This window comes from Bradyrhizobium sp. 956_D2_N1_4 (assembly GCF_052076025.1).
In the GTDB taxonomy this organism is placed as follows: Bacteria; Pseudomonadota; Alphaproteobacteria; order Rhizobiales; family Xanthobacteraceae; genus Bradyrhizobium; species Bradyrhizobium barranii.
The window spans coordinates 2,420,884-2,435,068 of the sequence record NZ_CP197237.1 but is presented as its reverse complement, the minus strand read 5'-3'; the positions used below and the strand labels follow the sequence as shown (position 1 = coordinate 2,435,068).

Below are 14,185 nucleotides of genomic sequence, written 5' to 3'. Positions count from 1 at the left end.
GGGTTCCTTCCTTAGGTCTGTGTGGCGTGGCGCGCCGAAGGCAGCGAGATCGCAAGCAGCGTCCCTGCGACGGCGCAGAGGCCGAGATAGAGCCAGCCGATCGGCGCCTGGGTCGCTTCGGGCAACACCGCCGCGATCGCCATGGCGCCGCTCACCGCGAGATAGCAGAGCGCGCTGATGAGGCCGCCGATCAGGCCGTGGTCGCGCTCGAACAGGCCGAGCGCCATGCCGTACATCATCGGGCACAGCACGCCGCAACCGCCGAGCACCAGCGCACCGCCGATCGTGATCGACATGAAATCGAGACCAAGCGTCATGCCGGTCGCGGTGAGGACCGCGGCACCCGCGACAAACAGCGCGAACGCGCCAAAGCCCATCACGCGGGCCGGCATGAAGCGTGCGAAATGCGCGCAGCCGAGCTCGCCCGCGAGATTCACGCCGCCAAGACCGAGCGCGACGAGACCGTAGATGGCCGCGGAATAGCCGAGGCCGGTCTGATAGAAGAACGGCGCGACGACGCCGAACGCCAGTTGCGCGCTGGCCGCGGCGGCGAACACCAGCACGAAGGCCAGGAAACCCGGACGGACGAGCGCTTCGCGGAGAATGCTCGCCGTGCGGCGCGGATCGAACGGCGCACGTCGCTCGGCCGGCAGCGTCTCGGGCAGAAGCAACACGACGATCGCAGCGACGATGGCCGCAGCGATGGCGATGATGACGAAGACCCCGCGCCAGGACGTCAGCTCGACGATGAAGCCGCCGGCCGCCGGTGCGAGCACGGGTGCAAGCCCCCAGGCGGCGCCAAGCAGTCCGGAGATCGCCGTGAGCTCGCGGCCGCGAAAGCAGTCGGCCGCAACCGCATAGGCGACGACGAGGCAGGTGCAGCCGCCGACGCCCTGCAGGAAGCGCAGCGCGAGCAGCAGCGATGCGCTGGTGGCGAGCGCACAGGCGATGCTCATCGCGATGAGAACCGATAGCCCCGCAAGCAGAACGTTACGGCGGCCGAGCGTGTCGGAGGCGATGCCGACAGGCACCAGCGCCAGACTCATGCCAAGCATGTAGGCGGTGACGGTGTTCTGCATCGACGCGGAATCGGTTGCGAGATCCACCACCATCTGCGGCAGGCCCGGCGTATAGGCATCGAGCGGAATCTGGCTGAACGGCACCACGCATAGCAGGATCGGCACGATCCCGCCCTTCGCGCGACCAGCGTCCGAAGCAACTGCAGTCATGGCTCACGCCCCCTCGATGCCCGCGGGTCCCGTCTTTTCGCGCGCGCAATGAGGGGCGACGATGCAGGTTGCGGATATTGACGCGCGGAGCGTGCCAGAACTGTGTATAAAAACTCTTAGGAGGCCCGCTTCAATGCGGGCGGCTGATGCTCTGGTCCTCGCTGCCTGGGGCTGCTCCAATAAAAAATGCGAAAACAACCCCATGCACAGTACAAATCATTGAAGAATTTTGCTCCGGCATGGCGGGAGCGTGGCCCCCGAGGACGTTTGACACGTCGGGCAACACAGGCGCAGGACTGCACCATCCCCGCTTGTGAATTCGCCGTCGCACAGACGCCATTAACCGTTCGGAAGGCATCGCCGTTTCGAGCGCAGGATCGGCATCGGCCAGGCGCAGATCAAAGCAGGAAGCCCTTGAGAGCTCCGAGAAACTGCCGCGGCGACTGAAGCTGCGGCACGTGCGCGCAGCCTGGAATGACCTTGAGTTCGGCGCGCGGCAAACCGGCGGCCAGCTCGTGCGACATTGGCGGAGGCGTCGCTTCGTCGTGCTCACCGACCAGAACGAGGGCAGGAACTTTCACCGCGGCAAGTTCGGCGCGGAGATCGAGGTTTGCCAACGCGTCGCATGCGCTGCGAAACACATCGGGATCCGTCTGCAGAAAAGCTTCACGACGATCCCGCATCAGTTCGGGATGCCGCTCCTGAAACTCGGGCGCAAACAAGCGTCGCATCGCAACGTCAGTGATCGCCTCGAGTCCCTTGTCCCGCGAGACCCTCGCCATGTTGCGAAACGCCTCGCGGCCGGGCTCCGAGAACGCCGCGCCGCAATCGGCGAGAACGAGCTTGCTGGCGATCTCCGGGTGCCGGATCGCCATCTGCAAGGCGACGAAGCCGCCATAGCCATTGCCGAGCACGATCGCCGGCGCACCGCCCGCAGCCTCCTTCACGGCCTCCGCCATCCTGTCCGCGACAGCGACGAGCCCGCCCTCGACCGCGCGTGAACGGCCGAACCCCGGCAACTCCGGCACGATGGTGCGAAACGATCCCTCAAGCTCGGGCACGATCGCATCGAAGCTCGCACGGTCCGACAACAGCGAGTGGAAGAGAAACAGCGGCGGCCCATCGCCCGATTGCGCGGCGTTGACGGTCCCGTTGGCAAGAAGCCTGTCCATGTCCGGTCTTTCCTTAACTTCGTCGACGGGATCACGCCCGTTTGCGTGCCGTGGAGGCCCCCGATTGATAAATCAACTGTCAGGGAATTCAAGCATTTGGCTCTTGACGTGAAATATCAGGATTGCCAAATTGAAGCCAACGAGGTCCCTAGAATCATGCTTTTGCGCGAAAATATCTACGATCTTCTCCGATCTGATATTTTAGCCTGCCGCTTCGCTCCGGGCGATGAAATGCGGGAGCAGGATCTGGCCGAACGCTATTCGGTGAGCCGCCAACCGGTTCGGGATGCGCTTTTGAGGCTGCAGCGCGAACACCTGGTCACGGTGCAGCCGCGCCAGGGCTACCGGGTCACGCCGATCTCGCTGTCGGACGCCCGCGACCTCCTGCGCTTCCGTCTTGCGCTGGAGCCGGCCTGCGTCGCCGAGGCGATCGAGAGCGCTCCCGACAGCGTCCTGAAATCGCTCGATGAATTTCGCCGCTTCTCCGGCAACCACGAGGACTTCATCGCCTACAACCGCGGCTTCCATTCCGCGCTAGCTCATGCGTCCGGCAATCGCCGCATGGCGACGGCGCTGTGCGACCTGATCGGCCAGGCCGACCGGCTGGTCCGCGTCAGCGTGTCCAATCTGAAGGGTCACGATCCGGCAAAGCTCGTCGCCGAGCACGTCGCCCTGATCGACGCCATGCAGAGCCGCGAAACGCGAACCGCGGCGCGCATCATCAAGGCCCATATCGGGGCCACCGAAAAACGCGTTCTGCCGGCGCTCAAGCGCAACGCCGTCATCGTCGAGGAGAGATCATCATGAACATTCCATCGAAACCCGCGTCGATCGACGTCGAAACCCATGGCAATTTCATCGACGGACGTGAAGTCGAAGCCGGCAACGGCGCGATGCTCGACGTCCGCAATCCCGCGACCGGCGACGTCATCGCCCGCATCCCCAATTCGACCGCCGAGGACATCGACCGCGCGATGAAGAGCGCCCGCGCGGCGTTCGAAGGCAAAGCCTGGGGCGGCATGGACACGCGCGCGCGTGCCAGACTGGTCAACAAGCTCGCCGATGCTTTCGAGGCCAATCTCGACAGCCTGTACCGGCTGGAAACCCTCAACAACGGCCGGCCGGTCAACGAGACCCGCGCCCAGCTCTCCCGCCTGCCCGACTTCTTCCGCTACTTTGCCGGTGTTGCGCTGGCGCGTCGCGACTCCGTCATCCCCGTCGAGGGCGCCTATCTGAACTATACGCTTCGCACGCCGATCGGCATCGTCGCCAATTGCACGCCGTTCAATCATCCCTTGATGATCCTGTGCAAGTCGCTGGCCGTGGTGCTGGCGACCGGATGTGTCACCGTGGTCAAGCCGTCCGAATACACGCCGCTGACGACGCTGAAGCTCGCGCAGATCTTCACCGAAGCCGGCCTTCCGCCCGGCGTCTTCAACATCGTGCTCGGCCTCGGCCAGAGCGCGGGCAAGATGCTGTCCGAGCACGGCGACATCAACAAGCTGGTCCTGACCGGCGGCACCGAAGCGGGCCGCATCGCCGGCAGCGCGGCCGCAAAAGTCTTTGCGCACCAGACCATGGAGCTCGGCGGCAAGACGCCGGTGATGGTGTTCGACGATTTCGACGTCGACCGCGCCGTCAACTACGCCGCATTCGGCGCCTTCATCGGCGCGGGACAGACCTGCGTCTGCGCCTCGCGCCACATCGTCCAGGCCTCGATCTACGACGAATTCGTCGAGAAACTGCAGGCCAAGACCCGCACGATCCGCGTCGGCGATCCCTTCGATGCGAACACCCAAATGGGCCCCGTGATCTCCGCTCGGCAGCGCGACCGCGTTCTCACCTACGTAGGCTACGGCCACGAGGACGGCGCGCGTCTGGTCAACGGCGGCGTTGCCGCGAAGGTGCCGGGTCACGACAACGGCTATTTCGTCGAGCCGACCGTGTTCGCCGACGTCACATCCGACATGCGCATCTTCCAGGAGGAAGTGTTCGGTCCCTTCACCTCGGTGACGCCGTTCAAGGACGAGGCCGATGCGCTGCGGCTTGCCAACAACTCGCCGTTCGGCCTTGCTGCGGCCATCCGCACCCGTGACGTCGCCCGCGCGCACCGCGTCGCCGCCTCCGTCAAGGCCGGCATCGTCTGGATCAATGATCACCACCGTCTCGACCCGGCCTCGCCCTGGGGTGGCGTCGATGATTCCGGCATTGGCCGCGAATGCGGCACCGAGAGCTTCAACGACCACTTCAACACCAAGAGCGTGATGGTCGCGACCCACGAGCAGCCGTTCGACTGGTATCGGGACACAGCCAACCAACAGCGCCTGAACTAGCAACAAACGACGAGCGGCCGACCGCCCATAGAAGGCGGGCCGCATCGACCAGAACAACAGTCAGGGGAGAGCGTATATGTCGACATTGGTGAACGCAGGCAGCCGTCTGGATCGGCTGCCGATCGGGCCATTCCACCGCCGCATCATGCTGCTGATCGGCATCGGAATGTTTTTCGACGGTTTCGACATCTATATCGCCGGGACCGTGCTCAGCGTCACGCTGAAGACAGGCTTTTCAACCCTCGCCCAGAACGCGGTTTTCATCTCCGCGACCTTCGTCGGCATGATGCTGGGATCATTCGGCACCGGCTTCCTCGGCGACCGCTACGGACGCCGCTTCACCTATCAATTCAATTTGCTCCTTTTCGGCGTTGCCTCCCTGGCCGCGGCGTTCTCACCGAACATGGCCTTCCTGATCGCCTGCCGCTTCGTGATGGGCGTTGGGCTCGGGGCGGAGAACGTCGTCGGCTATTCGACGATGACGGAATTCGTGCCCGCGCGCACCCGTGGCAAATGGCTCGGCTTCACGACCGTGTGCGTCGTCACCGGTCTGCCCGTGGCGCTATTGATCGCGTCCGTGGTGGTGCCGCAATTCGGCTGGCGCTCCATGTTCGTGCTCGGCGGCGTCGGCGCGCTCGTGGTGTGGTACATGCGCAAGTCGCTGCCGGAATCGCCGCGCTGGCTGGAAGCTGTGGGACGCACCGCCGAGGCGGAAGCGCTGATGCAAGCCATCGAGAAGGAAGCCGCGCAGGGTCAGCCTCTGCCTCCTCCCGCGGCCACGACACCGGTCCCGGCATCTGCGGATCTCGGCACGCTGTTCACCGCGCCCTTGCTGTCGCGGATGATCGTCGGCGCCGTCTGCCTGATCACCATCAACACCCTGCTCTATGGCTTCGTGACCTGGCTGCCCGTGTTCTTCGTCAAGCAGGGCCTCTCGATCGCGACCTCGTTCGGCTATTCGCTGCTGATGGCGCTCGGCGCGCCCGTCGGCTCGGCCATCGGCGCGCTGACCGCCGACCGCTGGGGCCGCAAGCCGACCATCATCGGCGCATCCCTGATCACGGTGGCGCTCGGAATCCTCTACCCGATGATCTCCGACCCGATCCTGCTGCCGGCTGTCGGCTTCGCGCTGACGGTACCGATCTACGTCCTGGTCGCCCTTCTGTTCGGCATCTATATCCCCGAGCTGTTTCCGACCGAGGTCCGCCTGCGCGCCTCCGGCATCGTCAACACGCTGGGGCGCGGCGCCACGATCGTCACACCGTTCCTCGTCGTGTCGCTGTTCGAGACGCGCGGCGTGGCCGGCGTGATGGCGCTGATGATCGGACTGCTGGTGGTGCAGATCATCACGGTCTGGGCGCTGGGCATCGAGCCGCGGCATCGCAGCCTCGAGGAGCTCAAGGCGGAGGAATCTGCCGCGCCGGTGCTGAAGGAGGCTTCCTGAGGCTCTCCACCGCGTCATGGCCGGGCTTGTCCCGGCCATCCACGCCTTGCGACGCCGCACTGAGAACGTGGATGCCCGGGACAAGCCCGGGCATGACGACCAGATGCGATAGCGTCGTCGCCCGGATGAAGCGATAGCGTAATCCGGGTCATGCATCCGCGTCGGGATATCTCCTGGATTGCGCTGCGCTCCATCCGGGCTACAAGGTCTCAGTCGGGATACAATGGAGCTCGTGATGACCGCAGATGCCGCTGAGCTGGACTACGGCTCGATCAGCACACTTCTGACCGCCCTGCACGCTCGCAAAGTGTCCGCGTCCGACTTGCTCGCGCATACGATCGCGCGCATCGAGGCGCTGGACGGGCGCATCAACGCGATCATCGTTCGCGATTTCGATCGTGCGAGAGAGGCCGCACGCGCCGCCGATGCCGCGCTTGGTCGCGGCGAGCGGCTGCCGCTGCTCGGCATCCCCGTGACCCTCAAGGAACCGTTCAACGTCGCCGGCCTGCCGACGACATGGGGCTTCCCGCATTTCAAGGACTTCCAACCGGCGGAAGACGCCCTTGTCGTCGCGCGGTTGAAGGCGGCAGGCGCCATCATCATCGGCAAGACCAATATCCCGATCGGCTTGCGGGACTTCCAAAGTTACAACGACATCCACGGGACGACGAACAACCCGTGGGACCTCGGCCGGTCACCCGGTGGCTCCTCGGGCGGATCGGGCGCGGCGCTGGCGGCTGGTTTCGGTCCGCTTTCGATCGGCTCGGACATCGGCGGCTCGATCCGGGTGCCCGCGCATTTCTGCGGTGTGTTCGGACACAAGCCGAGCCTCGGCCTGGTGCCGCTGCGCGGCTACAGCCTGCCGCCTGCACTACCCGTCCCCGGCCAGGGCGATCTGGCTGTCGTCGGGCCGATGGCGCGCACTGCCTCAGACCTCGCGCTGGCGCTCGACGTGATTGCCGGCCCCGACGAGACGCGCGACGGGATCGGCTATCGCCTTGCGCTACCTGCCCCGCGGCACAACGATCTCAAGGATTTCAGGATCCTCGTGATCGATACCCATCCGCTGATGCCGACGGGTGATGCCGTGCGTTCAGCCATCGGGCGATTGGCCGACCGGCTCGACAAATCTGGCGCGCGGGTCGCGCGCGCGAGCACCTCGCTGCCTGATCTCGCCGACTCCGCGCGGCTCTACATGAAGCTGTTGAACGCAGCGCGAAGTCCGCGCCTGACACCGGCCGCTCTCGCAGAGGCGCAAGGAGTTGCCGCGGCACTCTCGCCCGACGACCGCAGCCTGCAGGCCGAGCGCGCCCGCGGCTGGGGCATGATCCATCGCGAATGGCTGGCGACCGACGCGGCGCGCTTGCAGTTGCAGCAGCGGTGGCAGCAGTTCTTCCGCGAGTTCGACGCCGTGATCTACCCGGCCGCCGCCGTGCCGGCCTTTCCGCACGACCAGTCCGAACCGTTCGACGCGCGGCAACTGGACATCGACGGAAAGCTGCACCCTTACGCCGATGCGTGCTTCATCTGGGCGGACCCGGCCTCGACCTGCGGACTGCCGGCGACCGCCGTCCCGGTCGAACGAACGCCGTCGGGCCTTCCAGTCGGGGTTCAGATCATCGGGCCTTATCTCGAGGACCGCACGACGATTGCGCTGGCCGGGTTGATTGAACGCGAGTTCGGTGGCTTCGTCGCGCCGCCGGCGCTGCAATCGTCAAATTGACAACGGCGGGCGGCCGTCACGTTCTGTCGGCCGACTGCGCCTCGACCGCCTGCACGGCAACGCTCGCGACCTGACGCAGCGCCTCGCGGTCGGAGCCTGAGGACGCCATCACGCCCATGCCGACCGAGACGGCCGAGACGTAGCGCGCGAGCGCGGCGGGATCAGAGCTCGGCTTGAGATCGCCTTCGGCCTTGGCGCGAACAAAGCGCTCGCGGAGCTGGTCTTCGTTCTCAGCGCGGCGGGCGGCGAGCTCGAACGGGACGTTCTCGGAGCCGCTGCCGCAGGCGATGCCGCCCTGCACGAGCAGGCAGCCGGGCGGGTTGGCGGGATCGGTCTGCTTGTCGGCGATGCCCGTCAGCATCCGCTCGGCGACGTCGCGGGCGGTCGGTGCGGCGACCACCTCGTTCATCCAGACGCCACGCAATTTGGTGTAACGGTCGAGCGCGGCCTTGAGCAGGCCTTCCTTGTTGCCGAAGCAGGCGTAAAGGCTCGGCGGATTGATGCCCATGGCCTCGGTGAGCTGGGCAATGGTGGCGCCCTCATAGCCATGGCGCCAAAACACTTCCATCGCCTGGTCCAACGCCGTTTCGGCGTCGAATTCGCGGGGGCGTCCCATGCCCATGTGCCTGTCTCCTCGGAATTCACGTTCTGCCTGAAGCTTAACGCCGAATCCTATCTATTTGTTCTAGCTTTATTTTCTCTGCCGTCTTCCAATTCTTGCGGTATGCCGCTACAATTTTCTTAGTGAATGGTACATAAGTATCTTGCACTGCGACATCCAGCTCCACATCTGTAGTGAACACTACATATCTGGAGCGCGCAAATGCATCCCTCGCAAAACTCCCCCCGCACCGGCCGTTTCCGCCGCCTCCTCGGCGGCGTTGCCATCGTGGGCGCCCTCGCCGTGGCCGGCTCGATCGCGACCGGCCATTACTTACGTGCCGCGCAGGCGACCGCAACGGCTGCGGCAGCTGAGCAGGCCGTCCCTGTCACGGTCGCGCTGATCGAACCGAAGCAGACCGTGCTGTGGGACGATTTCTCCGGCCGGCTCGAGGCCATCAACCGTGTCGAGCTTCGTCCCCGCGTCGCGGGTGCGATCCTTGCGACCAACTTCACCGAAGGCGCGCTGGTGAAGGCCGGCGACGTGCTGTTCAAGATCGATCCGGCGCCTTACGCAGCAGAGGTCGACAAGGCCAACGCCCAGCTCGAGGCTGCCAAGGCGCGCGTCGTGTTCACCCAGAGCGAGCTCGAGCGCGGCGCGCAGCTGGTCGGCAATGCCGTGGTCACTCGGCGTGACTACGACCAGCGCGACAACGCCAATCGCGAAGCCATCGCCAATGTGAAGGCGGCCGAAGCGACGCTCCAGACCGCAAAGCTCAATCTCGACTACACCGAGGTGCGCGCGCCCGTGGACGGCCGCGTCGGCAAGTTCGAGATCACGGTCGGCAATCTCGTCGCCGCCGGCACCGCCTCCCCCGTCCTGACCTCGCTGGTGTCGGTCAATCCGATCTACGCCTCGTTCGATGCGGATGAAGAGGTCGTGCTGCGCGCGCTGAACTCGATCGCGGATGCCTCCGGCAAGCGCGGCAATCTCGACCAGATCCCGGTGGAAATGACGACATCCGGCGGCCTCTCGGCGAGAGGTCATATCCAGCTGATCGACAACCAGGTCAACGGCCAGAGCGGCACCATCCGGGTCCGCGCGGTGTTTCGGAACGAGGACGGCCGTCTCATCCCCGGCCAGTTCGCCCGCGTACGCATGGGCCAGCCGAAGCAGCAGACGCTGGTGATGATCGACGAGCGCGCGATCGGCACCGACCAGGACAAGAAGTTCGTGATGGGGGTCGGCGACGACAGCCGCGCGGTCTACCGGCCGATCACGCTCGGCGGCTCGGTCGACGGCCTTCGCATCGTGACGGCGGGACTGAAGCCCGGTGATCGCATCATCGTCAATGGCCTGCAACGCGTGCGTCCCGGTGCGCTCCTCAAGACGGAGGTCGCGGCGATGGGTGCGCGCGGGCCGCAGCAGGCCTCCAACCACAGCAACCAGGACGTGGTGCAACGCTAGTTACATCATTCCGGACCGCGTGCCCGGAATAACGACGTCATAGAGCTACCAAGACATCGCATCTCGATTCCGGGCTTGCGGGCGTTTCCCGCGTCCCGGTAACGGGAGAGCTGTCTCTCTTGCAGGGGCAAGGCCATGAATCTCTCAAAGTTCTTTATCGACCGTCCGATCTTCGCCGGCGTGCTATCCGTCCTGATCTTCCTCGCAGGCCTGATCTCGCTGTTCGCGATGCCGATCTCCGAATATCCGGACGTGGTGCCGCCCTCGGTGCTGGTGCGCGCGACTTATCCCGGCGCCAACCCCAAGGTGATCGCCGAGACGGTGGCGACCCCGATCGAGGAGCAGATCAACGGCGTCGAAGGCATGCTCTACATGTCGAGCCAGGCGACCACTGACGGCGCCATGACGCTGACGGTGACGTTCCGGCTCGGCACCGACCCCGACAAGGCGACACAGCTGGTGCAGAACCGCGTGCAGCAGGCCGAGCCGCGCCTGCCGGCCGTGGTGCGCCAGCTCGGCATCATCACCAAGAAATCGTCCCCCGACCTCACCATGGTCGTGCATCTGCTGTCGCCGAACAACCGCTACGACATGACGTATTTGCGCAACTATGCCGTTCTCAACGTCAAGGACCGGCTGGCGCGCATCGACGGTGTCGGCGACGTCCAGCTCTACGGCGCCGGCGATTATTCGATGCGGGTCTGGGTCGATCCGCAAAAGGCGGCCGAGCATGGTCTGACCGCAAGCGACATCGTCAAGTCGATCCAGGCGCAGAACGTCGAAGCCGCCGCCGGCGTGGTCGGCTCCTCCCCCAACGTCAGGGGTATCGACCTGCAAATGTCCGTCAATGCCGAAGGCCGGCTCGCCAACGAAGAGCAGTTCGGCGACATCGTGGTCAAGACCGGCACCCGCGGCGAAGTGGTGCGGCTGCGCGACGTCGCCCGCATCGAGCTTGGAGCGTCCGAATACGGCCTGCGTTCGCTGCTCGACAACAAGCAGGCGGTGGCGATCCCGATCTTCCAGGCGCCGGGCTCCAACGCGCTCGAGATTTCCGACCACGTCCGCGCCACCATGGCCGAGATCAAGAAGAACATGCCGGAGGGCGTGTCCTACCAGATCGTCTACGATCCGACCCAGTTCGTGCGCTCCTCGATCGAGGCCGTCATCCACACGCTGCTGGAGGCGATCGCGCTGGTGGTGCTGGTGGTGATCCTGTTCCTCCAGACCTGGCGCGCCTCGATCATCCCGCTGCTTGCGGTGCCGGTGTCGATCGTCGGCACCTTCGCGGTGATGCATCTGTTCGGCTTCTCCATCAACGCGCTCAGCCTGTTCGGCCTCGTACTCGCGATCGGCATCGTCGTCGACGACGCCATCGTCGTGGTCGAGAATGTCGAGCGCAACATCGAGGGCGGACTGTCGCCGCGCGACGCCACCTACCAGGCCATGCGCGAGGTGTCGGGACCGATCATCGCGATCGCGATGGTGCTGATCGCGGTGTTCGTGCCGCTCGCCTTCATCTCCGGCCTGACCGGGCAGTTCTATAAGCAGTTCGCGCTGACCATCGCGATCTCGACCGTGATCTCCGCCGTCAACTCGCTGACGCTCTCGCCGGCCCTGTCGGCGCTGCTGCTTAGGGGTCACAACGAGCCGAAGGACCGGCTGACGATCATCATGGAAAAGAGCCTCGGCTGGTTCTTCCGCGGCTTCAACAAGGCCTTCACGCGTTCGTCGGAGAACTACAGCGGCACCGTCACCAAGGTGATCTCGGGCAAGGCCGCGGTGATGGGCCTCTATGTGGTGCTGGTCGGCGTGACCGCCCTCCTGTTCCAGCAGGTGCCGAGTGGCTTCGTGCCGGGTCAGGACAAGCAATATCTCGTCGGCTTCTCACGACTGCCCGATGGTGCGGCGCTCGATCGGACCGAAGAGGTGATCCGCAAGATGAGCGACATCGCGCTGACCCAGCCCGGTGTCGAGAGCTCGGTCGCGTTTCCGGGTCTGTCGATCGCCGGCTTCACCAACTCGTCCAATGCCGGCATCGTGTTCTCGACGCTGAAACCGTTCGACGAACGCAAGGGTCCGGCCCTGAGCGGGAACGCGATCGCGGCCGATCTGAACAAGAAATATTCCGGCATCCAGGAAGCCTTCATCGCCATGTTCCCGCCGCCGCCGGTCAACGGCCTCGGCACCATCGGCGGCTTCAAGCTCCAGATCGAGGACCGTGCCGGTCTCGGCTATGAAGCGCTGAACGAGGCGACCAAGGCGTTCATGGCGGCGATGCAGAAGGCGCCGGAGATTGCCGGCGTGTTCTCGAGCTTCCAGGTCAACGTGCCCCAACTGTTCGCCGACATCGACCGCACCAAGGCGCTTCAGTTGGGCGTGCCCGTGACGGAGGTGTTCAACACGCTGCAGATCTACCTCGGTTCCTACTACGTCAACGACTTCAACAAGTTTGGTCGCACCTACTCCGTCTATGTCCAGGCCGACGCGCCGTTCCGCGCCCGCGCCGACGACATCAGGCAGTTGAAGGTGCGCTCGTCCTCCGGCGACATGGTGCCGCTGTCGGCGCTGCTGACGATCCGCCAGAGCGCCGGACCGGAGCGCGCGATCCGCTACAACGGCTTTTTGTCGTCCGACATCAACGCGGCCGCTGCGCCCGGCTTTTCATCGGGCCAGGCACAGGAGGTCGCGACGCGGATCGCGGCGGAGACGTTGCCGCCCGGCTTTGCCTTCGAATGGACCGACCTGACCTATCAGGAGTTCATCGCCGGCAATTCCGGTCTCTGGGTGTTTCCGCTGGCGATCCTGCTGGTGTTCCTGGTGCTGGCGGCGCTCTACGAGAGCCTGACCTTGCCGCTCTCGATCATCATGATCGTGCCGATGGGCCTGTTGGCGGCGATGTTCGGGGTCTGGATCTCGAAGGGCGACAACAACGTCTTCACCCAGATCGGATTGATCGTGCTGGTCGGCCTCTCCGCCAAGAACGCCATCCTGATCGTCGAGTTCGCGCGTGAGCTCGAATTCGCGGGACGCACGCCGATCCGGGCCGCGATCGAGGCGAGCCGCTTGCGGCTGCGTCCGATCCTGATGACGTCGATGGCGTTCATCATGGGCGTCTTGCCGCTCGTGCTCTCGACCGGCGCGGGCTCGGAGATGCGGCGCGCGATGGGCGTCGCGGTGTTCTCCGGCATGATCGGCGTCACCGTGTTCGGCCTGTTCCTGACGCCGGTGTTCTATGTGCTGCTGCGGACCGTCACCGGCAACAAGCCGCTGGTGCATCACAGCAGCGACACCAGCGCGGCGCCGGTCCAGGGTCTCAAGCACGAAGGCGCAGGCCACTAGATCAGGGAGATCCCCGAGAGCAGCAACAGAACGAGCACGGTCTTGCGAAAGACCGTCTCGTTGACCCGGTGAAAGGCGATCACGCCGAGCGCTGAGCCTGCGAACAGCGCAGGCAGGCTGATCGCGAGGTCGACGAACACCTTGGACGACAGGTCCTGGTGTCCGACCAGCAGCGCGATCGCGAAGACCTGCATCGCGGCGATGAAGGGCTGCACCAGGCCGCGCTGCTCGCTCTTGGGCATGCCGCGCATGTCGCACCAGATCGTGGGGATCGCGCCAGGCATCGCGGTCAGGCCGCCGACCAGCCCTCCCCCGAACCCGATCAACGCGACCCAGGGCCGGCCGACGGCTTCGCCCGCCGTCACAAGCGTCGGCCGCAGCAGCATGTACGCCGCATAGAGCGCCACGATGATGCCGAAGCCGCGGCGGAGCAGATGCGTGTCCGTGGATTGCAACAGCGACACCGCGATGGGAACGCCGATCAATCCGCCGACGATCAGCAGCAGACTGCCTTCCCACCGGATGCTGCGCCGAAGCGCCCACAGATTGGTGGCCTGCACCCCGATGCTGCACGCCATCATCAGCGGCACGGCCTCCAGCGGCTGAAACACGCGGAGCAGGATAGCGCCCGCCACGGCCGAGAACGCGAAGCCCGAGAGCCCCGAGACGAAGGCGCCGGCGAACACGGCGACGCTCACGAGAAGGCTGGTCGTGATATCAGGCACGATGCATTCTCCGGGTCAGTCGTAGGGTGTCTGCGTCGTCGGGACATCGGCAGTCCCGGTGCAGAGCTCCGCATCGTGCGAATTCAGGAGAGGCCGAGAGACCGGCTGCGCGTGCGAACGCTCCAGCATTGCCAGCCCGACCAGTTGAAGCG

General features: G+C 65.3%; 10 protein-coding genes. 6 read left to right on the top strand and 4 right to left on the bottom strand.

Annotated features, from left to right (window positions below; translation table 11 throughout):
- Positions 1-11: 11 nt before the first annotated feature.
- On the bottom strand, positions 12-1,229 hold the full coding sequence (locus tag AB7535_RS10970) for a multidrug effflux MFS transporter (protein ID WP_354237913.1): 1,218 nt from the start codon (positions 1,227-1,229) through the stop codon (positions 12-14).
- 398 nt (positions 1,230-1,627) lie between these two features.
- Complete coding sequence (locus AB7535_RS10965) at positions 1,628-2,401, bottom strand: alpha/beta fold hydrolase (RefSeq protein ID WP_166352435.1); 774 nt, start codon at positions 2,399-2,401, stop codon at positions 1,628-1,630.
- A 156-nt stretch (positions 2,402-2,557) separates the two neighbouring features.
- Between AB7535_RS10965 and AB7535_RS10960 the strand changes: the two genes are divergently transcribed.
- From AB7535_RS10960 to AB7535_RS10945, 4 genes are all read left to right on the top strand, one after another.
- The gene (locus tag AB7535_RS10960; protein WP_028146609.1) at positions 2,558-3,208 is read left to right on the top strand and encodes a GntR family transcriptional regulator; all 651 of its coding nucleotides are present in this window, start codon (positions 2,558-2,560) and stop codon (positions 3,206-3,208) included.
- On the top strand, positions 3,205-4,734 hold the full coding sequence (locus AB7535_RS10955) for an aldehyde dehydrogenase (protein WP_166352433.1): 1,530 nt from the start codon (positions 3,205-3,207) through the stop codon (positions 4,732-4,734). Before AB7535_RS10960 ends, AB7535_RS10955 begins: the two co-directional genes overlap by 4 nt.
- A gap of 76 nt (positions 4,735-4,810) precedes the next feature.
- Entirely contained in the window at positions 4,811-6,178 is a 1,368-nt protein-coding gene (locus AB7535_RS10950) for an MFS transporter (RefSeq protein ID WP_071915003.1), read from the top strand.
- 235 nt (positions 6,179-6,413) lie between these two features.
- Positions 6,414-7,901: an amidase gene (locus AB7535_RS10945; RefSeq protein ID WP_224580710.1), complete on the top strand. Its 1,488-nt coding sequence runs from the start codon at positions 6,414-6,416 to the stop codon at positions 7,899-7,901.
- A gap of 16 nt (positions 7,902-7,917) precedes the next feature.
- On the opposite strand, the gene AB7535_RS10940 is transcribed toward AB7535_RS10945, so the two are convergent.
- On the bottom strand, positions 7,918-8,523 hold the full coding sequence (locus AB7535_RS10940; protein ID WP_135214384.1) for a TetR/AcrR family transcriptional regulator: 606 nt from the start codon (positions 8,521-8,523) through the stop codon (positions 7,918-7,920).
- Positions 8,524-8,724: 201 nt separating this feature from the next.
- Here AB7535_RS10940 and AB7535_RS10935 point away from each other — a divergent pair, with 201 nt between their 5' ends.
- Entirely contained in the window at positions 8,725-9,969 is a 1,245-nt protein-coding gene (locus AB7535_RS10935) for an efflux RND transporter periplasmic adaptor subunit (protein ID WP_071915009.1), read from the top strand.
- Between the two features lie 135 nt (positions 9,970-10,104).
- Positions 10,105-13,308: an efflux RND transporter permease subunit gene (locus tag AB7535_RS10930; RefSeq protein WP_439036246.1), complete on the top strand. Its 3,204-nt coding sequence runs from the start codon at positions 10,105-10,107 to the stop codon at positions 13,306-13,308.
- Here AB7535_RS10930 and AB7535_RS10925 read toward each other — a convergent pair.
- On the bottom strand, positions 13,305-14,033 hold the full coding sequence (locus AB7535_RS10925; RefSeq protein WP_063983902.1) for a sulfite exporter TauE/SafE family protein: 729 nt from the start codon (positions 14,031-14,033) through the stop codon (positions 13,305-13,307). The genes AB7535_RS10930 and AB7535_RS10925 overlap by 4 nt on opposite strands.
- Positions 14,034-14,185: the final 152 nt, after the last annotated feature.

What these genes read in the sequence shown, in the direction of transcription:
- AB7535_RS10955 (WP_166352433.1), top strand. Translation starts at nt 3,205, where the DNA reads ATGAACATTCCATCGAAACCCGCGTCGATCGACGTCGAAACCCATGGC.
- AB7535_RS10930 (WP_439036246.1), top strand. Translation starts at nt 10,105, where the DNA reads ATGAATCTCTCAAAGTTCTTTATCGACCGTCCGATCTTCGCCGGCGTG.
- AB7535_RS10950 (WP_071915003.1), top strand. Translation starts at nt 4,811, where the DNA reads ATGTCGACATTGGTGAACGCAGGCAGCCGTCTGGATCGGCTGCCGATC.
- AB7535_RS10945 (WP_224580710.1), top strand. Translation starts at nt 6,414, where the DNA reads ATGACCGCAGATGCCGCTGAGCTGGACTACGGCTCGATCAGCACACTT.
- AB7535_RS10965 (WP_166352435.1), bottom strand. Translation starts at nt 2,401, where the DNA reads ATGGACAGGCTTCTTGCCAACGGGACCGTCAACGCCGCGCAATCGGGC.
- AB7535_RS10960 (WP_028146609.1), top strand. Translation starts at nt 2,558, where the DNA reads ATGCTTTTGCGCGAAAATATCTACGATCTTCTCCGATCTGATATTTTA.
- AB7535_RS10940 (WP_135214384.1), bottom strand. Translation starts at nt 8,523, where the DNA reads ATGGGCATGGGACGCCCCCGCGAATTCGACGCCGAAACGGCGTTGGAC.
- AB7535_RS10935 (WP_071915009.1), top strand. Translation starts at nt 8,725, where the DNA reads ATGCATCCCTCGCAAAACTCCCCCCGCACCGGCCGTTTCCGCCGCCTC.
- AB7535_RS10970 (WP_354237913.1), bottom strand. Translation starts at nt 1,229, where the DNA reads ATGACTGCAGTTGCTTCGGACGCTGGTCGCGCGAAGGGCGGGATCGTG.